Source organism: Brevibacillus centrosporus, assembly GCF_046622605.1.
GTDB classification, from domain to species: domain Bacteria; phylum Bacillota; class Bacilli; order Brevibacillales; family Brevibacillaceae; genus Brevibacillus; species Brevibacillus centrosporus.
Map to the genome: position 1 here is coordinate 1,497,135 of NZ_CP176856.1, position 21,146 is coordinate 1,518,280.

Here is a 21,146-nt window from a genome sequence, read left to right on the forward strand (position 1 = left end):
CGTATAGTGTTTCGTGTGATAAAATTTCGTGTACGAAACATTATGTAGGAAAGGAGTGCATCATGAATAGACCATTGCATATCCGGGACTTGCTGAAACGTTTAAATAAAACTTTCGGCACAATGGCGACGAAAGAGCTGTGCAAATACGGGCTAACTGTACCACAACTCGTTGTTATTCGGCAAATCTCGATAGAACCAAGAACAATCGGGCAGATCAGTAAAGCCGTTGACCTTTCGTATAGCACTGTTTCTGGAATCATTGATCGCCTAGAGAGAGAGCAATTGGTGGAACGGGTCCGGGATGAGAATGACCGCAGGGTTGTCTGGATTCGGAAAACGGAGAAGATAACAGAACTGTTCGAAAAGGTTGATCTTTTATCCGGTGAAATTTACAAGCAGCATTTTAACAGCTTTTCCGAAGAAGAACTCAATAACATTATTAACTCTTTAGAAGCGTTGGTTACCAAACTAGAAGAGATAGAAAGCTGAGGAGAAACCATGAAGCGAAAACTGGTATTGTATGTCATTTTGCTCCTGATCGTGGTGGGTGGTGGCGGCATCGGTTACTACTACTGGTATCAAGGCGCACATTATGTGACCACACAAGACGCTCGTATTACAGGAGATATTTATCGTGTCATGCCAAAAATGACAGGCAAGCTGACCGGACTCGCTGTAAAAGAAGGCGATACTGTAGTAGCCGATCAAATCGTCGGCCAACAAGACACTACGAACATCGCAACGAACCTGTTGGAAAACAGCGTGCTGCGTGCGCCTATTACAGGAACTGTGATTAAGACACAAGCAAAAGAGGGTGAGGTTGTATCCACAGGTACTTCCGTTGCTCTCGTTATCGATGAGAACAAATTGTACATCTCCGCAAACCTGGAAGAAACTGAGATCGCGCGTTTGAAATTGGGCCAAAAGGTTGACTTTACCGTCGATGCTTACCCAGGAAAGCAACTGAGTGGACATCTGATGGAAATCGGGAAAGCGACTAACTCTACTTTCTCCTTGCTGCCTGCGACCAATACAAGCGGTAACTTCACGAAAGTCACCCAGCGTATCCCAATCAAGATTGCCATTGATGACACTGCTGGCTTGCATCTGGCAGCAGGTCTGAACGTCGAGATCAAAGTGCATGTGAAGGAGATGTAATGATATGAAAAACAAGCATTGGAAAACAATCGGCGCCGTGCTGACAGCCGTTTCGCTGATCACAGCTGGCTGTAGCGAGGCTTCATCTGGTACGACAGATGAAAGTGTGCCGGTCGTAAAAACATGGAAAGTCACCTCTACTCAAACAGGTGCCATTGCCAGCGGTAAAATCACAGCTGCAGAAGAAATCCAAGTAGTTTCCAAGGTTTCCGGTAAAGCAGCAGCAGTCAATGCAAATGAAGGCTCCGTGGTCAAACAAGGGGACGTCCTGGTGACCTTGGAAGCATCAGAATATCAGCAGCAAATCGTTCAAGCACAAGCAGCGATTGCTGGAGCGCAAGCAAAACTGCGCGATACCAAAGCAGGTGCCCGCAATGAGCAGCTGCAGCAGCTCGCAAGTACTGTCGAGCAAGCAAAAGCGAGCTTGAAGGTAGCAGAGAGCACGTACAACCGTATGAAAGCTCTTTTTGACTCCGGTGCATTGTCGGCGGCAGAACTGGAGAAAACAACACTGGATTTGGAGAAAGCACGCACCACGCTGGACCAAATGCAAGCACAGTACGATCTGGCGAAAGCAGGTCCAACCTCTGATACCGTTGCAGCCCTGCAAGCAGAAGTTAGCCGTTTGAACTCCAGCCTGGAGCTGGCAAAAACCAACTATGACAACACGATCGTCCGTGCACCTATTACAGGTATCGTAGCAAAACGCAACGTGGATCCAGGCGAGATGGCCGCAGCTGGCTCTCCTCTTCTGGTATTGGTGAAAATGGATGAGGTTAAAGTAGAAGCAAGTGTTCCACAAGAACAGATCAACAACGTAAAAGTAGGCTCGACTGTCGATGTAAAAGTAAGCAGCTTGGGTGGCAAAGTATTGAAAGGAAACGTGGAATTCGTGTCTCCGATCTCTGATGCCAATAGCAGCTCCTTCCCTGTGAAAGTACGCGTGCCAAACCAAGACGGTCAGCTGCGTGCTGGTATGGTCGCAGAAGTCATGCTGCAAGGTCAGGCTGAGCAAGGAACAAAAGTACCTTCGACAGCTGTCCTGCAAAAAGACGGCAAGCAATACATCTACACCGTGGATAATGATGTAGTTCACCAAGTAGAAGTAACTGTGAGCGGTACAAATGGCGACTGGGCAACCGTTGCGGCGGGTGTGAATGACAACGATCAAGTGGTGCTGAATCCGACCGACAAATTGGCTGAGGGCACCAAGGTGATCGCAAACTAACGGGGGTGAGGACATGGCGGAAGCGGTGGCACAGAAAGAGGAAAAAGGCGGAAGCGGCGGAATGTGGTTGTCCCTTCTCGCTATCCTCTCCGGAACCTTCGTCGCGATCCTGAACAACAGTTTGATTAACGTTGCTCTCCCTACCATGGTGAACATCTTCGGTTCGACGACCGAAACCATGCAGTGGGTACTCACGGGATACATGCTGGCGAACGCTGTCATGATCCCGATGAGTGGCTCTTTGTCCGCGAAGTTTGGAGCAAAAAGAGTCTTCGTTTTATCACTTACGTTCTTTACTATCTCATCGGTGCTGTGTGCACTGGCATGGAGCGATTCGTCGCTGATTGCGTTTCGTGTAATCCAGGGCGTCAGCGGCGGTATGATCATGCCGCTCGGGATGTCCATGATCTACATGATCGTACCACGCGAAAAGATCGGGATGGCTTTAGGGATTTTCGGGATTGCCTCGATGACAGCGCCTGCTCTCGGGCCGACGCTGGGTGGTTACCTGATTGAGTTTTTGAACTGGCAGTTTTTGTTTCTGGTAGGTGTACCGTTCGGGATTTTCGCGGTCATCATGAGTAGTGTTTTGTTGAAAGAAACACCGAAAAAACCGGATCTGAAGTTTGACTATCTGGGAGCCTTTTTGGCCATCCTCGGCTTCGGTACCTTGCTTCTCGCGTTCAGTAAAGGGCAGGCGGAAGGATGGACGTCATTTTTTATCGTGGGTCTGTTCTTCGTCGCGATCATGAGTCTCGCCCTGTTCATTTGGGTAGAGCTGGGGAAAGAGCAGCCATTGCTTGATCTGCGGCTCCTCAAGATTCCGGTGTTTACGATCAGTATTTTGACTTCGGGTTTCGTTATGATGGGGATGATGGGCGGGGTTTTCCTGATGCCGATCTTCCTGCAAAACGTTCAGGGAATGACGGCAATGGAGTCAGGGCTTCTCTTGATGCCTCAGTCCATTGCGATGGCTATCATGATGCCGATCAGCGGGAAGCTGATGGACAAATACGGAGTAGGCCCAATCGGTCTCGTCGGTTTGTCGATCATGACCGTAACGACATTCGAGCTTCACAAGCTGGCATCGGACAGTATGCATGAATGGATGAACATGATTTTGACCATTCGTGGTCTGGGGATCGGCTTGTGTATGATGACCCTGTCGACGGTCGGGATGAACGCAGTACCGCGTACCCGCGTCGGTGATGCGTCTCCCCTTTCCAACGTACTCAGACAGGTTATGAGCTCCTTTGCCATTGCGATTCTGACCGTGATCATGCAGGCGCGTCAAACGTTCCATATGGCGTCGATCTCAGACAACATGAACACAGACGTTGCGACGCAGCTGATCGGTGGCCTTTCAGGGCTGTATACGCAGGTCGGAGTAGACGCAGCCAGTGCGCAAGGGGGAGCCAGTGCGATTCTCTATGGAATCATGGCGAAAGAAGCTTTGGTAGAGGGAATCGGGGATACCTTCCTCATCTCCACTATACCCATCGCGCTTTCCCTCTTCCTGTTGTACTTCTTGCACAAGAAGCCAGAGAAGAAGAGCCCAGAAACACCGAAACAAGAAAAACCTGCTGCCTAAAAAAGCTGCGGATAAGATCAGCCTGTTGAGGATGCTCAGCAGGCTGATTTTTGTTTGTGTGAATCATGCTATATCACTGAAGTGAGCCATGAGATTGATTTACGGTCATGAACAATGTGGGGGCTTTTGGCTGAGGTCCATTCTTGAGGCAGTAATAATGGAATTTCGCAGTAAGCTCCAGCGCCTTTTCTTGGTGCGTATTACATGAACCGAACAACAGGCTAGCTGGCCGAGGAAAAGAGGGAAAAAAGCGAAGGCATTAGGGACACAGCCCAGGCGGAGTGGAAAAAACGGAACCTGCCTTTAGCGTCCACCTCTGAACAAGCATCCGAGAGCCAACCACTTTGGACGCGGGTTCCGGTTTTTGGAACGGAGCCGAACAGGGATGACCCCAGCGCAAGTGGCCCTACTAACAGAGCGTTTTCCCTCTTTTCCTCCCCTCCACTACAGCCACTGAGACAACCAGCAAAAAAGCCTTCCGCAGCCCCAAAAAGGAACAAACGAAAGGCTCTTGATCTTTCATTCAAGCATGCTAAGAAGTAATGGCTTTCGCAATCCAGTACACGATTCGCCCAACGATGTAGCCAAGCAAAATTGTCCACCCGATTTTGGACCAGACACTCAGTCCCTTTATCCATTCACGCAAGCTTTTCCGGCGTTGTGGTTGATTGTTCAACAGAGCTCACTCCTTTGGCGGGTTGATTGTAACGAATGAACAGATAGATACCGGCAATAATGATCAGACCACCGATCCATTGAGGAGGAGTCACGACTTCACCCAAAATAAAGTATGCCAGAATCGCAGTGCCGATTGGTTCTCCCAGGATTCCCATGGAGATCGTTGTGGTGTTCAGCCACTTGATGATCCAGTTGAAAATGGAGTGGCCGAGCAAGGTCGGGAACAGAGCCAGACAGAAGAACCAGCCCCAGTCAGCAGCCGGATATCCAGCCAGTGGATAGCCCAGAACCAAATCGTAGGCAACGAGAATGACGCTAGTCGCTGAATACACGACCAAGGTGTAGGCAAAGGAAGACATGTGCTGGCGGACATACTGACCCACGAGCCAGTAGCCTGTCACGGTTACAGCGCCGAGCAAGGCGAGAAAATCTCCCCACAGCGCCATTCCCCCTACACGAAAATCCCCCCAGCCGATGACGAAGCTCCCCACGATCGCTAGCAGCCCACCTGAGAGTGCCAGCAGCCGGACACGTTCGCCGAAAAAGAAATAGCCTCCGATAAAGGCAAACAAAGGCTGGAGCGTAACCAGAACCGTAGAGCTTGCTACTGATGTGTAGTTTAAGGATTCAAACCAGAGCAGGAAGTGGCTCGCTAAAAACGCTCCGGACAAAATACAGAGAAGCCATACTTTACGGCTAAGCTTCCCGATTTCCGCCATTGCTCCGCGGTTCCACAGCAGAAAAGGCAGCGTGAGCAAGACGGAGAACACCAGCCGATACGTGGCGATGATCGGAGCAGGAGCATGAGACAGTTTGACAAAAATCGCCGAGGTGGATACGGCGACAACCCCCAAAAATAGAGCAAGATAAGGGGGAAATACTGGTTTTTCCAAGGATGGTTCCATTAGTGCACCTTCTTATTATGTGGAGAATCACGATGTTTTCTATTGTAACGTCAGGCTGAAAAATTCACAATGTTATGCTTACCCAGCTGGCTGAAAGGTTTACTTTTAAACGGGAAATCCTATAAGCATGAAAAAAAGCATCCTGATATTCGTAGCCCTGATTTTGTTCACTACCGGTTTTCCCGTTCGCAGCAATGCCATTCCACTAACACCCATTCAGGTGTTGATCGATGTAGGTCATGGAGGTGTGGATTCTGGCACGTCATTTGGAGACTTGCTTGAAAAGGATATCAATTTGGCAATTGCCAAGCAGCTGTATCAAGAGCTGACGAAAGCTGGGTATCGCGTGGCGTTGAACCGTCAGGAAGACGTAGCGCTTAGTGATGACAATCGTTGGCTGAATTCGCGTTCCCGGCATCTTCGTGATCTTGCGCAGCGCAAAAATCTGGCAAAAGAGCTCGTTCCGCAGATGATGCTCAGCCTGCACGTGAACTGGTCCAAGGACAAGCAGCGCCGAGGCCCGGTCGTTCTGTACCAGAGCAATGAACAAAGCTACATGCTGGCGCAACTGATTCAGGACTCCTTGAATAAGATGGCAGGCACGCACGACAAGCCAGTGAAGGGAGGAACGTATTACGTTTTGCGGCACAGCTACTGTCCGACTGTCATTGTAGAGATGGGGTTCATCAGCAATGGCGCTGATCGCGAAATGCTTACCAGTCCCAAAGGGCAAGAAAAAATCGCTCAGGCGATCAAGTCAGCCGTGAGCGAATATGCCATTTTAACAGGCAATCTGAGAATGGAGGAGAGGATCGAGGAAAGCTTTTGGAAGGGGCTATTGGAGCGATTGACGAACTAGCTTGGAAATCGTAATAAACTCGGCCTCCTTCTGCAAGCGCGGGATATACTGGCGCAGAACGGAGGCTGTTTTCTTTCCAGGTGGTCCGACATGCCCGATCGCGACGGTCATCGGCATGGTATTCATCCGCTTGCAGATTTTTTCCATCTGCTGCGTGATGTGAGGGACGGAGTAGACATCATCGAGGAAGATCTGGTTTTCTGCATACGGGACTCCCATTTCTTTGGCTAGCTTGATTGCGACGCTTTTGTCAGTCGTCTTGCTGTCCAGGTAGATGAGTCCGCGCTCCTTGATGACACCCATGATGATGCGCATGATGTGCTCATTTGCCGTGATCTTGGAGCCCATATGGTTGTTCATCCCGATCGCATGGGGAACGTCATCGATGGCTTTTTGCACCCTGCTCTTGATCTCTTCATCTGATAGGTCAGCTGTAATGGCGCCTGGACCTAGCCACGATTTCTTCCCTTTGTTCGGCTCCATCGGCATATGTACGAAAACATCATGTCCCTTTTGATGAGCAAGCTCGGCATCCTGCTTGGTGCTAGGCATGAAAGGCATGACAGCAACCGTCAGAGGAACAGGAAGCGCCAGCATCTCTTCTGTGCCAGCCATGTTATTTCCGAAGTCATCGATGACAAAGGCGACGACCTTTTTGGGTGAGATTGGTTCAGCGGCATACGTCAGTGCGCTGATGCCGAGAAAGAGAAAAACGGCGCTCAAGAGAGAGATGCAAACCCTCTTTTTCATTACATACATGGGATCGCCTTCCTTCTGTTTTTTCATTAGTCTGTTCAAGCTGGGCAACCTTTACCCGAGAACTTCCCTAGGCTTGGCTTCCATGTCCACCCTATGTTACGATTAAAGATAGTAGTTTTGTGACGAGAGGGGTCGGATTGCTTGAGCCATTTTGTGTTGATTGACGGAAACAGTATCGCCAATCGTGCGTTTTATGCGTTACCGCTCTTGTCTACATCGACAGGGCTGCATACCAATGCGGTGTTAGGATTTACAACGATGCTGCTGAAGGTTATAGAGGAAATGAAACCGACTCACATCATGGTTGCGTTTGATGCGGGCAAAGTCGTGTTCCGCCACAGCGAATATGCCGATTATAAAGGAGGGCGTGCAAAAACGCCGCCCGAGCTATCTGAGCAGTTTCCGTTGATTCGCGAGCTGCTGGATGCTTTCTCGATTCAACGTTTTGAGCTGGAAGGCTATGAGGCAGACGATATCATCGGCACCTTGACGAAGAGGGCAGATGAACAAGCCTGGAAAACGACTGTCATTACCGGAGACAAGGACATGCTTCAGCTGGTATCAGAGCATGTTTCTGTGGCGTTGACACGCAAAGGTGTCAGTGAGATCGAGCTGTACACGCCTCAGGAGATTCAGGACAAGTACGGTCTTGCGCCTTTGCAAATCATCGACTTAAAAGGGCTGATGGGTGATACGTCAGACAACATTCCCGGCGTTCCAGGAGTGGGGGAAAAGACGGCGCTGAAGCTTTTGCACGAGTACGGCTCTGTCGAGGAAGTCTTGGCGAACGTCGATCGCGTCTCGGGCAAAAAGCTGCAGGAAAACTTGCGTGAAAATGTAGACAAGGCCAAGATGAGCAAGGAATTGGCTACGATTTTGCGTGAAGCGCCTGTCGAGCTGGACGTGCAGGAGACTGGGTACGACGGTTATGATGGCGCGTTGTTGAGCGAGTTTTTTAAGCGGATGGAGTTCAAGTCGCTCCTGTCCAAAATCAAGGTGGATGCACCTGTAGAGGGCGAGGGTCAAGCCGCGAACGCGACTCCTTTCCATTTTGAAGTCGTAACGGAAGAATCGGCTGCGAAGTTTGCGGAAAAGCTTACCTCTCCCATGGCGTTCTACGTGGAGATGGATGGAGACAACTACCATCATGCCCCGATCATTGGTTTTGGGCTGTCGGCAGATGACGTCAATCTGTATGTTCCCTGGGATCAGGCAAAGGAATGGAAGGCATTTAGCCAATGGCTCGAGGACAGCACAAAAGAAAAATGGACGTTTGATGGAAAGCGTGACACAGTAGGGCTCGCTTGGCACGATCAGGACATCAAGGGGATCGGCTTTGACGTTTATTTGGCATCCTATCTGCTCAATGCGACAGAGAGCAACCCGACGCTGGACTCGATCGCTTCCCAGTACGCGCAGGTGCGGGTACGGCCGGATGACGAAGTCTATGGAAAAGGGGCTAAGCGTCTCTTGCCGGAAGAGGACGTGATCAGTGAGCATGTCGCGCACAAGGCAGCGGCAATCTGGCAGAGCGTGCCGGTCTTGCGTGAGCAGCTGGCAGAAAACAAAATGAATGAGCTGTTAAATGATCTGGAAGCGCCGCTCAGTATGGTGCTTGCCCTCATGGAAAAGCAAGGCATCAAAGTCAATCGGGACCGTTTGGCGCAAATGGGCGTAGATTTGGACGCCAAGCTGGAGGGGCTGACCAAGCAGATTTACGAGCTGGCTGGACAGACCTTCAATATCAATTCACCGAAGCAACTTGGGGAAATCCTGTTTGACGTGTTGGATCTGCCCGTTCTCAAAAAGACCAAAACCGGTCCTTCGACGAGTGCCGATGTACTGGAAAAGCTGGCGCCGTACCACCCGATCATCGATGCGATCTTGACCTTCCGTCAGCTGGGCAAACTGCGTTCTACCTATATCGAAGGCTTGACGAAAGAAATTAACAGCAAGTCCAGCAAGGTGCACACGCTGTACAATCAGGCGACGACAGCAACGGGCCGCCTGTCCAGCACAGAGCCAAACCTGCAAAACATTCCGATTCGCATGGAAGAGGGGCGGAAGATTCGCGAAGCCTTTATCCCTTCCGAGGAAGGCTGGTACATGCTCGCAGCAGACTATTCTCAGATCGAGCTGCGCATTTTGGCGCATATATCCGGAGATGAGAACTTGATCGATGCGTTCCAAAAAGGCATGGACATTCATACGCGCACGGCGATGGATGTTTTCGGAGTGGAAGAAGGGGAAGTCACCTCTCTGATGCGCCGCCAAGCCAAAGCGGTCAACTTTGGAATCGTATACGGCATCAGCGACTACGGACTTTCTCAAAACTTGAATATCACCCGCAAAGAAGCTGGGGATTTTATCGAACGCTATTTCTCCGTCTTTTCCGGCGTCAAGCTCTGGATGGAGGAAATCGTCAAGCAGGCCAAGCAGGATGGCTTTGTCACGACGCTTTTGAACCGCCGCCGCTACCTGCCTGACATCCGCAGCAGCAACTTCAATCTGCGTTCTTTTGCTGAGCGGACCGCGATGAACACACCGATTCAGGGAACGGCAGCAGATGTCATCAAGCTGGCGATGATTCGCATGCAGGACAGCTTGCAGGAAAAAGGCCTCAAGAGCCGGATGCTTTTGCAGGTACACGATGAATTGGTGTTTGAAGTTCCGCAGGATGAGCTGGAAATGATGAAGCAGCTTGTGCCAGAAGTCATGGAGAGCGCATTGAAGCTGGATGTTCCTCTCAAGGTGGATGTCAGCTTCGGACACACCTGGTACGAAGCCAAGTAATTGTTCTTGCAACCAAGAGAGATACAGCGAGAGGAGGAAGCCTGATGCCAGAATTACCAGAGGTAGAAACGGTTGTCCGTACGCTGACCGGGTTGGTAGTGGGCAAGACCATTGAGCGGGTCAGTGTGCATTTGGGCAGAATCATACGAACACCAGATGATGTGGAAGAATTCAAGTCGCTGGTGGCCGGTCAAACCATTCATGCGATCAAGCGCCGAGCGAAATTCATTCAATTTGTTTTGGATCGGGATGTGCTCATCTCCCATCTGCGAATGGAAGGACGTTACGGTCTGTATCAAGCAGAGGAGCCCGTGGAAAAACATACCCATGTCGTTTTTCACTTTACGGATGGCACGGAGCTGCGCTATCGGGATGTGCGCCAATTTGGGACGATGGATCTATTTGCGCTTGGAACGGAAACAACCGCGGGCCCAATGGCTAAGCTGGGAGTAGAGCCGCTGGACGAGGGCTTTACAGCGGCGGCCTTCAGCAAGCTCCTGAATGGGCGGTCGACAAAAATCAAGCCGCTGCTGCTGAATCAGGAATGTATTGTGGGGCTGGGGAATATCTATGTGGACGAGTCACTCTTTCTAGCTGGTATTCATCCCGAAACCCCAGCAGGCAAGCTGACCAAAAAACAGGTCGTTCGTCTGCAAGAAAGCATTGTTGCCACGCTCTCTGAGGCAGTAGAACAGGGCGGAAGCTCCATCAAGTCCTATGTCAATGGTCAGGGGGAGATGGGGATGTTCCAGCAGTCTCTCAAAGTATACGGACGCAAGGATGAGCCCTGTGTCCAATGCGGTACGCCGATTGTCAGATTTGTCGTTGGAGGCAGGGGCACGCATATTTGTCCTGTTTGCCAGAAACAGTAAATGACGTTTTTCTCGGAGAGGAGGATGTGCATGATATTAGGATTGACTGGTGGAATCGCCACGGGAAAAAGCACGGTAACGGGTATGCTGCGCGAGCGTGGCATTCCTGTCATTGACGCGGACCAGATTGCTAGAGAGGTCGTAGAGCCAGGAAAGCCAGCCTACGAAGCGATTGTCCGTCATTTTGGCCGGGAGATTTTGCTCGAAGATGGACAGATTGATCGGAAAAAGCTCGCCGAGGTTGTATTTTCGGATGAGACAGAGCGCCAAAAGCTGAACGCGATCGTCCACCCTGAGGTACGTCGCGTCATGCGCGAAGAAGCCGAAGCGGCAGAAGCGGGCGGGGCTGAGATTGTATTTATGGACATCCCTCTCTTGTTTGAGAGCAAACTGCAGCACATGGTGGAGAAAATTGCGGTCGTGTATGCACCTGCCGACATGCAGCTCGCCCGAATGATCGAGCGGGATGAGCTGGAAGAAGAGCAGGCGCATAAACGGCTGCGGGCGCAGTTTCCGATTGATCAGAAGAAATCGGAAGCGGATTTTTTGATCGACAACTCAGCGTCGAGAGAAGAAACAGTCAAACAGGTTGAGCAAATGCTTGCTGTGATTCGAGCGGAGTTGAAGTCATGAAGCCAGGACGGCGGGCAGCGTTGATTTTGCTCATTTTGATGAGCGTCTTCCTGCTGCTCAATACTCCTTTGGTCTGGAAGTGGATGTATCCAATCAAGTTCCAGCAGGAGATCGTTACAGCATCAAACGAGTACAACGTGGACCCCTATCTCATATTGGCTGTGATCCGTTCGGAGAGCAGCTTCAAGACGGACCGTGTATCGAAAAAAGGAGCGGTAGGCCTGATGCAAATCATGCCTGATACGGCAGCATGGATTGTTCAGCAAGCGGGCTTTAAGCCAAAGGACAACCAGTACCTGTACGATCCGGTCATGAACATTCACATCGGTACCTGGTATTTAAATTTCCTGTTGGAGCGGTATGAGGGAGACTTGGTCAAAGTCATCGCCGCCTACAATGCAGGCCCGGGAAAGGTCAGTGGATGGCTGTCAAACGAGCAGTGGAGCGGTCAGCGGGAACACATCGAGGACATTCCGTTCGGAGAGACGAGACAGTATGTGCAACGCGTTCTTTACTATCACGATCGGTATAAAAAAGTATACGGGAAAGATTTGCAGTGAAAGCCGCTTCCTTTCAAAAAGGAGGCGGCTTTTGTCTTGGGGAGGGCACGCCTGACCAAAAAATAGGAGGGGGAAATCGTCCAAATATTTATTTTTCAGTAAAACACATTGATAATTGTGTCATACTTATTATAATAAAAGTATCAGATAAGCGTAACTCAATTGCGAAAGGGGTTTCTATATATGACAATCAAAATTGGTATTAATGGTTTCGGCCGTATTGGGCGCATGGTATTCCGCCGCGCTATTCAGGACCCCAACATCGAAATCGTCGCGATCAACGCCAGCTATCCTCCAGAGACGCTCGCGCATTTGTTGAAATACGACACCATTCATGGACGTCTGCAGAATAAAGTGGAAGTACAAGACAACAAGATCCTGGTCGATGGGAAAGCAACCGTTGTCCTTTCCGACCGCGACCCGCTCAAGCTGCCTTGGGGCGAACTGGGTGTAGAAATCGTCGTAGAAGCAACAGGCAAGTTCAAGGACCGCGAAGGCGCTGGCAAGCACCTGCAAAGCGGCGCGAAAAAAGTAGTCATCACTGCTCCTGCTAAAGAGGAAGATGCGACAATCGTGATGGGCGTGAACGATTCGATCTACGACCATGCGAATCATCATATCGTCTCCAACGCTTCTTGCACGACCAACTGCCTGGCTCCCGTGGCAAAAGTGCTGAACGATGCTTTCGGTATCGAGCAAGGCCTGATGACAACCATTCACTCGATCACAAACGACCAAGTCAACATCGACAATCCGCATAAAGACCTGCGTCGTGCTCGTGCTGCCGGTGAATCGATCATCCCGACTACGACAGGTGCTGCGCGTGCGGTAGGAAAAGTACTGCCAGAGCTCAACGGCAAGCTGAACGGCTTTGCCCTGCGTGTACCGACTCCAAATGTTTCCGTAGTGGATTTGGTTATCAATACGAAAAAACCGGTTACCCTAGAAGAAGTAAACCGCGTTCTGCGCGAGGCCGCTGAAGGCGATATGAAAGGCTATCTGGAATTCTGCGATGAGCCGCTTGTTTCCAGCGACTTCAACGGCAACGATAACTCCTCTATCGTAGACGGACTGTCCACGATGGTAATGGGGACCAACCAAGTGAAGGTCATCTCCTGGTACGACAACGAGTGGGGCTACTCCTGCCGCGTAGTAGACCTGGTGCGACACGTTTCCGAAATGCACAATCAAGTTGCCAGCAAAGAAGCTGCTGCTGCTGGCGTAAACTAACCCAAGAAATAGCAAACCCCTTTGCGCAAACGAGGCAAAGGGGTTTTTCCATCATGGAAGGTCATCAGGTGGGTTCGTCTCTGTCTGCGTACTGGATACATCGCTCATGCGGAATAAATCATCATCTTCGAATCCAACTACAAACAGCTGGAGATTCGCCTTGAGATCGAGATCATAGGGATGGAGGACATCGTTTCCTCTCCCGTCCTTGATGATGCGAACAGTTGGACGGTGGGAATAATCAGGATCTACCCGACTGACGACGCCTACCTCGCCCGTACCCAGCACGACGCTGCTCCCGATGGGGAAGACCGCGATATGCTTGATAAAGGCATTGACGAGATGGTGCTCAAACAGATGACCGCCGGAACCGAGCAAATACTCCAGAGCGTCCTGCGGCATGTACCGCTTGCGCCAAGGTCGAGGGGAGGTCAAAGAATCAAATACGTCTGCAATGCCCACGATCTGGGCGTACTCGTGAATCTGCTTCCCTTGCAGCCCCTGAGGGTAGCCGCTGCCGTTCAGTCTCTCGTGGTGCTGGAGACAGACGTGGGCAGACAAGAGGGATATGTCATGCTGCTTTCTCAGCAGATTAAAGCCGTGGCGGGTATGCTCTTTCGCGATTTCTTTTTCTTCTGCTGTCCATTGCTCTTCCTTCGCCAGCATTTCCTCTGGCAGACTCAGCTTGCCGACGTCGTGAAGCATGGCGCCGACCCCCAGGTCTATCAGTCGCTGCCGGTTGTAGCCGAGAGACATGCCTACAGCAGTCGAGAGCACGGCCACATTGACTGCGTGATGGTACATAGACGGAGAATGCGAAGAAATGTTGGTCAGGTGACCGATCATTTGCTTGTTGAGCAAAAGGTCATCCAGGATTGAGCTGAAAGCCCGCTGAAAATGCAATCCCATTTCTTTTAATGAAATTTTCCGGGCGAGCTTGTTTGAGTTGGTAATCTGTTTGAACGTTTTCTCGATGGCTTCCACAGCGATTTGCCGTGTCTGTGGACGGATAACCTCTTCCACCTGAATGTCTGCTGTGCGAGGATCATCTATATAGACAGCGTCAACCTTGGACCTTGTCAGACCCGAAATAAGACGTTCGGTCAAGACCATACCCGTACCTAACAACACTTTTCCATCTTCTGTGAAAATGGTGCGACCCAATTTCATTCCTGGCCGAACCTGTCTTAAAGATACTAACCTCATTCCAATCCCTCCAACAATACCCATATTGTACTCCATTCGACTTATGCTTTAAATAGGTACAAGGATTGACTTGACTTCTGCAGGGAAATTGAGGGACACTGTAATCAAGGATTGTCCGTACTGGAGTTGATCGTTGCGATGCGTTGTCCATTCTGTGAATATAATGGGACTAGAGTCCTAGATTCGCGTCCGTTTAATAATAACAAGTCCATCCGCCGCCGTCGGGAATGTGAGCAGTGCGAGCGCCGCTTTACGACCTTTGAAATGGTGGAGGAAACTCCCTTGCTGATTGTCAAAAAAGACGGCACACGTGAGGAATTCAGTCGCGAGAAGGTTTTGCGCGGTTTGGTGCGCGCCTGCGAGAAGCGTCCTGTTTCACTCGAAGTGCTGGAAAATGTAGTGAACGACATCGAAAGGGAGCTGCGCAGCTGCGGGCAGGCAGAAGTCCCAAGTAACGATGTTGGGGAGAAAGTCATGGAGCGTTTGTACCACGTTGACGAGGTCGCTTACGTGCGCTTTGCTTCCGTCTACCGTCAGTTCAAGGACATCAGTGTCTTCATGAAGGAGCTGGAGGAGCTGCTTTCTCAAGCGCGAAACAGTCAGACTCCTTTTACAAAGGAATAGAAGAAGACATCAGGGAAACAACTGTTCATACCACGCCCTCGCGGTAATTTTGCTAGGGTGTTTTTGGCTTTCCATTGGATTTGCGCACGTAGTAGGAAGAGCCATGCTATAATAGGGAAACGAAAATAGTCAGGAAGGGAAGAGCCCATGCGTCGTTTAGTTTGGAACGAATTGTTGCCAAAGGATCGTTTTTTGGCGAGGGTGGCGAGACCGCTTAGTTTTGCCGAAATGGGCTATGTCACGCAGCTGTATTTGCCGATCATTGGTGTCGAGTCGTATACGCTCTACCAGCTGCTGGTACATGGCGTACAGGAAGTGAGCGGTGCTTCAACCGAAGGGACACATCGCAGCTTGATGCTTTCCACGTCTCTCTCCCTGGATCGGCTACTGGATGCACGAGAGCGTTTGGAAGCCATGGGACTCTTGGAGGTACGCCGGAGAGAAAACCTGCAGCGCGACTACTACTACGATTACCTGGTAAAGCCGCCGCTGACACCTGGCGAGTTTTTTGGAGATTACGTCCTTTCTCTCATGCTGTTAAATAAAATTGAAAATATCCGCTTCCAGCAGCTGCGGGAGCAATATGCTGATGCAGTAGCGACACAGCTGGATCAGGAATATACCATTGTGGAAAATGTAACCAAGGATTTCCATGAAGTTTTTCAATCGTTGAAGCCTTCTGAGCTGGAAGTGAAAAAAGGTTCGGAGCGGGAGCAGTTTTTGACGAAAATGGAGTCGGACTTCCCACCTGCCGCGATGAAATCTGGTTTTGAAGCACAAGTTCAGCATCCGCTCAGTGTATCGTCACTGCGCCTGTATTTGCCAGACAATGCCGACGCATCCAAAGTTTTGAGCGGTTCGAGTATGGAGTTTTTATACTTGCTTTGCCACTTCTATCAGATGGACAGCTGGGGCATGGGACAGGAGCTGCGCGATTGGACGCTGTACAAGCCGGATCGCAGTCTGGATACGGAAGTGCTGCGCAAGCGTTTGATCCAGCGCTATTCAGAGGACAAGCTGTATCGAGCTGCTCCAGCAGACAGTGCAGGTGCAGGCGAGGATGACTGGGGACCTGGTCAATTGCCAGAGCCGGGCAGTGAAGCGTTCGTGCGTGCCTGTCGGGTGCTGTCGCCGCTGGGACTCCTGGAGCGAGTCGTCGGCGGCAGAGTGAGCAAAGTCTTTCTGGATCGCGCGGAGTCGCTCGTTTTTACAGACGGGATGCAGCCGGAAGTCGTGAATGCCCTATTGGTACACACACTGGCTAGTATGCAGATGGAACTGCCAAAGGCGTACATGGAGACCATCCGGGACAGCTGGAAGGCGAAGAGGATCGCTACGGTAGACGAAGCGGTCAAGCAAATCGTGGAACGCGCCGATCAAAGAGCGCAGTCTGTGGAAAAGGCGAAAGCTCCCAGAAAAGATACAGGGGCGGTGCGGCGAAATGGAAAAGCCGTTTTGCAGGACAAGCTGCCGGCATCTGTAGAATGGCAAAGAGAGCAGGAGAAGAGTGGTCAGCCAGCAGCCAAAGGAAAGCTGATTTCGGATGACCCTGAGCTTAGCAAATTGCTGGAATCCATGCGCAAGAGTCAGAAAGGAGAGTGATCGCTAGATGGAATCTGTAGGTCAATTTATGAAGGAGCTGGCAAAGCGCACGCCTCGTCAGCTCTTGACTCCCGATGAACAGCTCGACAAAATGTTTCGCTCCAGTGCGTATTTGCAAGCTTTTTCCCAAGAGCATCCCGAGTTGACTCGTGACGATTACCTGCGTTCGCTCTCCAACGTGTACACGGCTGTGAAAGAGCAGTACTGGTGCGAGCGCTGCCCGGGCTTGACAGAATGTCCGAACCTGGTCAAAGGCCACCGGACGCAGCTTGATCTGATGAGTACCACGATCGTTAGCGCGATTGCTCCCTGTAAAAAGCAGCTCTCTCATGAGGAAGATCTCAAGCGCAGACGGATGATGCGCAGCTACTACGTGTCAGAGGAAACGATGTCTGCGAGCTTTGACAAGCTGGAGCATGATGCAGGGAATCGTTCGGCAGTGGCGGCAGCGATCCAGTTCTGCAACCAGGTGGGAACAGGAGAACGATCGAAAGGCTTGTATCTGCACGGTTCTTTTGGTGTAGGAAAAAGCTATCTGATGGGGGCCATCGCACGTCAGCTGTCGGAGAACCATATCGCTTCCTTGCTTGTCTATGTTCCCGACTTCATCCGCGAAATGAAGGATTCCATCTCGGACCAGTCTTACGTGGGCAAGCTGGAGCTGTTAAAAGAAGTGCCCGTGCTGATCCTGGATGATATCGGTGCGGAAAACCTTACGCCGTGGGTGCGTGACGAAATTTTGGGTGTGATCTTGAACCAGCGGGCAAACAATCATTTGCCGACTTTGTTCACCTCCAATTATTCGCTCGAGGAGCTGGAGGAGCATCTGTCGATTTCCAACGGCAACCGGATCGAACGGACCAAGGCAGCTCGTATCATGGAGCGCATCCGTCACTTCGTAGATGTTCACGAGATTTTACGCAAGAACCAGCGCCTAGAGGGTTGAGGAGAAGAGGCGCGAGAGGTGCCAGTACGTAATGGCGAGCACTTCTCGCGCTTCGTGGTACGGTGTGACGAGCACCTGCGAGTGAACCCCGACAGGTGAGGCGGTGTTGTATCCAAGGGATTTTGCCATCGTCATAGCTCTATACAAATGATAGTCGTGACTGATGATCAATGTGTTTTTGATAGGATGAGTAGCCAGAACCTGCTGACCATACAGCAGGTTTTCGTATGTAGACGTGGATTTTGACTCCAGGAGGATGTGCTCTGCCGGTACACCATGCTCGATCAAGTACTCTTGCATGACGGCGGCCTCTGTTCGGCGCTTCCCTTCCCCCAAACCTCCCGTAACCAATAGCGTGGAAACGTACCCTTTCTGGTAGAGCCAGAGGGCTTTCTCCAGTCTTTCTCGCAGACCTGGGCTTGGACCGTCTCCCCACACGGCGGCACCCAATACGATTCCCACATCTGCCTTATGCGGTACGGCTTCCTGCATCGTCGCTTTGATTTGATAGATGACATAGCCAGACCAGATTCCTCCGACTCCGATCAGTATGCTAAGGCAAAAGAGGAGCCTTCGCATCCAGCCTGGTTTTTTGCGTGTCTTCACGATTTTTTTCCTCCTGGCAAAGCTTTTGTGTGGATTTCCCGATGAGCCATTTGCTCGCTTCTTCTTAGGGATAAGACGGTAAAACCGGAGCAGGGTTACAAGGTTTGACACATGACAGACACAAATAATTAGTAAATTATTTTTCGCAGAAGCCGATATAGTAATCGAGGCATGGGTTTTACGAGAAGCAGATTTCATACTTGCGGGGGAGGCTAGCAATGTTCTGGAAAAAAACGACGCTCTTGTTACTGGCTATCTTGCTCTTGTGCGGGGCTGGAAACGCTGGAATTGGATACGCTGCGGACGAAATCAGCAGATTGGTCCTATCGAAAAATGAAGTGACATTGGAAATGGGAGATTCTACTGCATTGACGGCTACGGCTGTTTATGTGAGCGGAAAGACCGAGGAAGTCACGATCACGACAGATTGGACAAGTCAAAGTCCAGATATTGCGGCAGCTTACGCGGGCCGAATTACGGCAAAAGCCGTTGGTAGTACGACAGTGACAGCTACATACATGGGAAAAAGCGTCCTGGTTGCCGTTACCGTCACGAAAAAGGTAAAGGCGCTGACGCTGGACAAGCAATCGTTGAACGTGCAAATCGATGAGGATCCGGCTCCACAGCTGAAGCTCACGGCGCTCTACAGCGATGGCGCATCTGAGGATGTGACGACCAAGGCAGATTGGTCCATTGACAATACAACCATTGCAACGGTTATTAACGGGCAAGTGAAAGGCTTGAGCTCCGGTACGGGGATTATTACAGCGAAGTTCGGCAGCCAGTCGACTGCGATCCCGGTCAACGTAGAGATCGCTCACAGACTGGAGCCGAATAAAAACCAGGTATCGCTTCTTCTGGGCGGCTCCGAGCAGATCACGCTGCGTGCCATTTACCCAGACGGCAGCGATGCACCTGACGTAGCGGCGAAAGCAGAATGGTCCTCGGACAATCCGGCAGTAGCCGATGCGCTGAAAGGGAAAATCACGGCCTATGGTGCGGGGAAAGCAACCGTAACAGCCAAATACGGAACGAAGACAGCAACCATCACAGTTGATGTCGACACGACACAAAAGCTGGAAGTAAACAAGCAAAGCATCTTTTTGCATGTAGGGGAATCATCGGAAGACATCAAGCTGACTGCAACCTATGCGAATAGCGCAGGTACGCCTGTAGATGTAGGGAGCAAGGCTGAGTGGACCTCCAGCAAGGAAGAGGTCGCCTACTACAGCAACGGCAAGATTCATGCAGTCGCATCCGGGGAAGCTGTCATTACGGCGAGCTACGGAGGCAAAACCGTTCAAATTCAGGTAGACGTAGAAGTGCCGCGCGCACTCGACATCGTGCCATCGTACTTGGTTATGAAAAGCGGTACGAATGAAACTGTGAAAGTAAACGCATCTTTTGCGGGAGCCAGTGCTACCGAGGATATTACCGACAAAGTAACCTGGACGTCCGACAATGAAGATATCGTCTTTGCAAAAGGTGGAACGATCTCTGCTTATAAAGCGGGCTCCGCGACCATTACCGCGAAATACGGGGAGAAGATGGCTACTCTGGTGGTCGACGTAGATGTACCGCAAAGCCTGACAGCTGACGTGACGAACGTCGCTATTCCAGTAGGCGGGGCGAAGCAGGTTACAATCACTGCGAATTACCCGAACGGAACGAATGAGAACGTCACGCAAAAAGTAACGTGGGCATCCAATGCCCCAGCGGTAGCAAGTGTGCGTCAAGGCTTGATCACAGGGATCGCGACAGGTCCAGCATCCGTTACGGCCACCTACGGCAACCGTACCGTGACCATTCCTGTTTCCGTCGGTGTGCTGCAGACCTTGACGGTAGACAAGCAAAAGCTGGTTATGAGCAACGGCAAGAGCGAAACGGTAAATGTCACGGCAGCCTATGCCGATGGCACTTCGAAAAACGTCAATGAGCAAGCGGCATGGACATCCGCATCGGCTGCCGTTGCGGAAGTAACCCAAGGGAAAATCACCGCAAAAGGCCCTGGGAAAACCACGATTACCGCTACGTTTGACGGAAAATCTGTAAGTATTGCCGTGGAAGTCGATCAGGCAACGACCTTGTCGGTTGACCCACGCCTGTTGATTCTGACCCTGAACGAATCGGCTGAAATCAAGCTGACAGCGACAGACTCTGCTGGAAATACAAGCAATGTGACGACTGACGCAGAATGGGCATCTTCCGCTATCAAGGTTGCAGACGTAGCCAACGGACGTGTAACGGGCTTGTCGAACGGACGCGCAACCATCACAGCCAAATACGGCGGAAAGTCAATCACGATCCCAGTAGAAGTAGGTATCGTCACCAAGCTGGAAGCGGACAAACGCTACGCTTCGATCAAATCCAACACCACGTCGCAAATTACCTTGACTGCTACATTCGCGGACGGACGTACTCTGAACGTCACTTCGCTGGCGGATTGGAAAACGAGCAACTACAAGGTAGCGGATGTATCCAAAGGCTTGATCACAGGCCGTGCTTTCGGGAAAGCGACCATTACGGGGAAATACAATGACAAGAGCGTATCGATCCCTGTGGATGTAGACACGCTGAAATACTTGAAGTCAGATGTTGTCCAACTGGTCATGGCCAAAGGCGAGACCAAGCAGGTAACAGCGACAGCGACCTATATGGACGGCTCTGAGCAAAACGTAACCAAGCCTGCTCTGTGGACTACCTCGCGCCTGCTCGTGGCAGACGTAAAGGATGGAATCATCAAGGCGACAGGCTCCGGTAAAGCAACGATCTACGTCACCTATGGTGGAAAGAAAACCCCAATTGTCGTAACAGTCAGGTAGTCATAGGCAGGCGAGAATTCGCACATAGAGGACAAAGAAGCCAGTCAAGCGTAGGAACGGAAGTCCAATTGT

19 protein-coding genes are annotated in these 21,146 nt (G+C 51.0%); 14 read left to right on the top strand and 5 right to left on the bottom strand.

The window, feature by feature from the left end; all coding sequences use genetic code 11:
• Positions 1-62 precede the first annotated feature (62 nt).
• Genes ACLIN2_RS07905 through ACLIN2_RS07920 form a run of 4 tightly spaced genes read left to right on the top strand, consistent with a single transcriptional unit; the run spans position 63 to position 3,979 of the window.
• Positions 63-491, top strand: coding sequence for a MarR family winged helix-turn-helix transcriptional regulator (locus ACLIN2_RS07905; protein WP_092266100.1), 429 nt, complete (start codon positions 63-65; stop codon positions 489-491).
• 9 nt (positions 492-500) lie between these two features.
• Positions 501-1,160 carry an HlyD family secretion protein gene (locus tag ACLIN2_RS07910; RefSeq protein ID WP_092266099.1) on the top strand — a complete coding sequence of 220 codons (660 nt, stop codon included), beginning with the start codon at positions 501-503 and terminating at the stop codon, positions 1,158-1,160.
• A gap of 4 nt (positions 1,161-1,164) precedes the next feature.
• Entirely contained in the window at positions 1,165-2,388 is a 1,224-nt protein-coding gene (locus ACLIN2_RS07915) for an efflux RND transporter periplasmic adaptor subunit (RefSeq protein ID WP_411503706.1), read from the top strand.
• Positions 2,389-2,401: 13 nt separating this feature from the next.
• A complete protein-coding gene (locus tag ACLIN2_RS07920; protein WP_411503707.1) occupies positions 2,402-3,979 on the top strand; it encodes a DHA2 family efflux MFS transporter permease subunit in 1,578 nt (525 codons plus the stop codon).
• A 532-nt stretch (positions 3,980-4,511) separates the two neighbouring features.
• Here the strand turns inward: ACLIN2_RS07920 and ACLIN2_RS07925 are convergent.
• The gene (locus ACLIN2_RS07925; RefSeq protein ID WP_170184525.1) at positions 4,512-4,655 is read right to left on the bottom strand and encodes a hypothetical protein; all 144 of its coding nucleotides are present in this window, start codon (positions 4,653-4,655) and stop codon (positions 4,512-4,514) included.
• Entirely contained in the window at positions 4,618-5,562 is a 945-nt protein-coding gene (locus tag ACLIN2_RS07930; RefSeq protein WP_092266096.1) for a DMT family transporter, read from the bottom strand. The genes ACLIN2_RS07925 and ACLIN2_RS07930 overlap by 38 nt, the downstream gene beginning before the upstream one ends.
• Positions 5,563-5,689: 127 nt before the next feature.
• Between ACLIN2_RS07930 and ACLIN2_RS07935 the strand changes: the two genes are divergently transcribed.
• Entirely contained in the window at positions 5,690-6,421 is a 732-nt protein-coding gene (locus ACLIN2_RS07935; protein WP_411503708.1) for an N-acetylmuramoyl-L-alanine amidase family protein, read from the top strand.
• Here ACLIN2_RS07935 and ACLIN2_RS07940 read toward each other — a convergent pair.
• The gene (locus tag ACLIN2_RS07940; protein WP_411504523.1) at positions 6,398-7,171 is read right to left on the bottom strand and encodes a divergent polysaccharide deacetylase family protein; all 774 of its coding nucleotides are present in this window, start codon (positions 7,169-7,171) and stop codon (positions 6,398-6,400) included. The two genes, ACLIN2_RS07935 and ACLIN2_RS07940, sit on opposite strands and share 24 nt — an antisense overlap.
• Before the next feature lie 150 nt (positions 7,172-7,321).
• Here ACLIN2_RS07940 and polA point away from each other — a divergent pair, with 150 nt between their 5' ends.
• The 5 genes from polA to ACLIN2_RS07965 all read left to right on the top strand — a co-directional run bounded on the left by polA (position 7,322) and on the right by ACLIN2_RS07965 (position 13,268).
• Positions 7,322-9,973, top strand: coding sequence for a DNA polymerase I (gene polA / locus ACLIN2_RS07945; RefSeq protein ID WP_411503709.1), 2,652 nt, complete (start codon positions 7,322-7,324; stop codon positions 9,971-9,973).
• A gap of 44 nt (positions 9,974-10,017) precedes the next feature.
• Positions 10,018-10,845, top strand: coding sequence for a DNA-formamidopyrimidine glycosylase (gene mutM / locus ACLIN2_RS07950; protein ID WP_411503710.1), 828 nt, complete (start codon positions 10,018-10,020; stop codon positions 10,843-10,845).
• Positions 10,846-10,875: 30 nt separating this feature from the next.
• The gene (gene coaE / locus ACLIN2_RS07955) at positions 10,876-11,478 is read left to right on the top strand and encodes a dephospho-CoA kinase (protein WP_327930301.1); all 603 of its coding nucleotides are present in this window, start codon (positions 10,876-10,878) and stop codon (positions 11,476-11,478) included.
• Entirely contained in the window at positions 11,475-12,038 is a 564-nt protein-coding gene (locus ACLIN2_RS07960) for a lytic transglycosylase domain-containing protein (protein WP_411503711.1), read from the top strand. The genes coaE and ACLIN2_RS07960 overlap by 4 nt, the downstream gene beginning before the upstream one ends.
• Positions 12,039-12,221: 183 nt before the next feature.
• Positions 12,222-13,268 (top strand): glyceraldehyde-3-phosphate dehydrogenase, encoded by a 1,047-nt coding sequence (locus tag ACLIN2_RS07965; RefSeq protein WP_122924365.1) that lies wholly within the window; start codon positions 12,222-12,224, stop codon positions 13,266-13,268.
• 51 nt (positions 13,269-13,319) lie between these two features.
• On the opposite strand, the gene ACLIN2_RS07970 is transcribed toward ACLIN2_RS07965, so the two are convergent.
• Positions 13,320-14,474 (bottom strand): HD-GYP domain-containing protein, encoded by a 1,155-nt coding sequence (locus ACLIN2_RS07970; RefSeq protein WP_122961491.1) that lies wholly within the window; start codon positions 14,472-14,474, stop codon positions 13,320-13,322.
• Between the two features lie 138 nt (positions 14,475-14,612).
• Here ACLIN2_RS07970 and nrdR point away from each other — a divergent pair, with 138 nt between their 5' ends.
• The 3 genes from nrdR (at position 14,613) to dnaI (ending at position 17,646) form a co-directional block, all read left to right on the top strand.
• Positions 14,613-15,098 (top strand): transcriptional regulator NrdR, encoded by a 486-nt coding sequence (gene nrdR, locus ACLIN2_RS07975; RefSeq protein ID WP_092266087.1) that lies wholly within the window; start codon positions 14,613-14,615, stop codon positions 15,096-15,098.
• Positions 15,099-15,245: 147 nt separating this feature from the next.
• Positions 15,246-16,700 carry a DnaD domain protein gene (locus tag ACLIN2_RS07980; RefSeq protein WP_310228890.1) on the top strand — a complete coding sequence of 485 codons (1,455 nt, stop codon included), beginning with the start codon at positions 15,246-15,248 and terminating at the stop codon, positions 16,698-16,700.
• Positions 16,701-16,707: 7 nt separating this feature from the next.
• Complete coding sequence (dnaI, locus tag ACLIN2_RS07985; RefSeq protein ID WP_411503712.1) at positions 16,708-17,646, top strand: primosomal protein DnaI; 939 nt, start codon at positions 16,708-16,710, stop codon at positions 17,644-17,646.
• Here the strand turns inward: dnaI and ACLIN2_RS07990 are convergent.
• On the bottom strand, positions 17,635-18,252 hold the full coding sequence (locus ACLIN2_RS07990) for a YdcF family protein (RefSeq protein ID WP_400584401.1): 618 nt from the start codon (positions 18,250-18,252) through the stop codon (positions 17,635-17,637). The two genes, dnaI and ACLIN2_RS07990, sit on opposite strands and share 12 nt — an antisense overlap.
• Positions 18,253-18,470: 218 nt before the next feature.
• Here ACLIN2_RS07990 and ACLIN2_RS07995 point away from each other — a divergent pair, with 218 nt between their 5' ends.
• Entirely contained in the window at positions 18,471-21,074 is a 2,604-nt protein-coding gene (locus ACLIN2_RS07995) for an Ig-like domain-containing protein (protein WP_411503713.1), read from the top strand.
• Positions 21,075-21,146 lie beyond the last annotated feature (72 nt).

Bases quoted from the DNA above. Each gene is read 5' to 3' on its own strand.
- ACLIN2_RS07905 (WP_092266100.1), top strand. From the start codon at position 63: ATGAATAGACCATTGCATATCCGGGACTTGCTGAAACGTTTAAATAAA.
- ACLIN2_RS07910 (WP_092266099.1), top strand. From the start codon at position 501: ATGAAGCGAAAACTGGTATTGTATGTCATTTTGCTCCTGATCGTGGTG.
- ACLIN2_RS07915 (WP_411503706.1), top strand. From the start codon at position 1,165: ATGAAAAACAAGCATTGGAAAACAATCGGCGCCGTGCTGACAGCCGTT.
- ACLIN2_RS07920 (WP_411503707.1), top strand. From the start codon at position 2,402: ATGGCGGAAGCGGTGGCACAGAAAGAGGAAAAAGGCGGAAGCGGCGGA.
- ACLIN2_RS07930 (WP_092266096.1), bottom strand. From the start codon at position 5,562: ATGGAACCATCCTTGGAAAAACCAGTATTTCCCCCTTATCTTGCTCTA.
- ACLIN2_RS07935 (WP_411503708.1), top strand. From the start codon at position 5,690: ATGAAAAAAAGCATCCTGATATTCGTAGCCCTGATTTTGTTCACTACC.
- ACLIN2_RS07940 (WP_411504523.1), bottom strand. From the start codon at position 7,171: ATGAAAAAGAGGGTTTGCATCTCTCTCTTGAGCGCCGTTTTTCTCTTT.
- mutM (WP_411503710.1), top strand. From the start codon at position 10,018: ATGCCAGAATTACCAGAGGTAGAAACGGTTGTCCGTACGCTGACCGGG.
- coaE (WP_327930301.1), top strand. From the start codon at position 10,876: ATGATATTAGGATTGACTGGTGGAATCGCCACGGGAAAAAGCACGGTA.
- ACLIN2_RS07960 (WP_411503711.1), top strand. From the start codon at position 11,475: ATGAAGCCAGGACGGCGGGCAGCGTTGATTTTGCTCATTTTGATGAGC.
- ACLIN2_RS07965 (WP_122924365.1), top strand. From the start codon at position 12,222: ATGACAATCAAAATTGGTATTAATGGTTTCGGCCGTATTGGGCGCATG.
- ACLIN2_RS07970 (WP_122961491.1), bottom strand. From the start codon at position 14,474: ATGAGGTTAGTATCTTTAAGACAGGTTCGGCCAGGAATGAAATTGGGT.
- nrdR (WP_092266087.1), top strand. From the start codon at position 14,613: ATGCGTTGTCCATTCTGTGAATATAATGGGACTAGAGTCCTAGATTCG.
- ACLIN2_RS07980 (WP_310228890.1), top strand. From the start codon at position 15,246: ATGCGTCGTTTAGTTTGGAACGAATTGTTGCCAAAGGATCGTTTTTTG.
- dnaI (WP_411503712.1), top strand. From the start codon at position 16,708: ATGGAATCTGTAGGTCAATTTATGAAGGAGCTGGCAAAGCGCACGCCT.
- ACLIN2_RS07995 (WP_411503713.1), top strand. From the start codon at position 18,471: ATGTTCTGGAAAAAAACGACGCTCTTGTTACTGGCTATCTTGCTCTTG.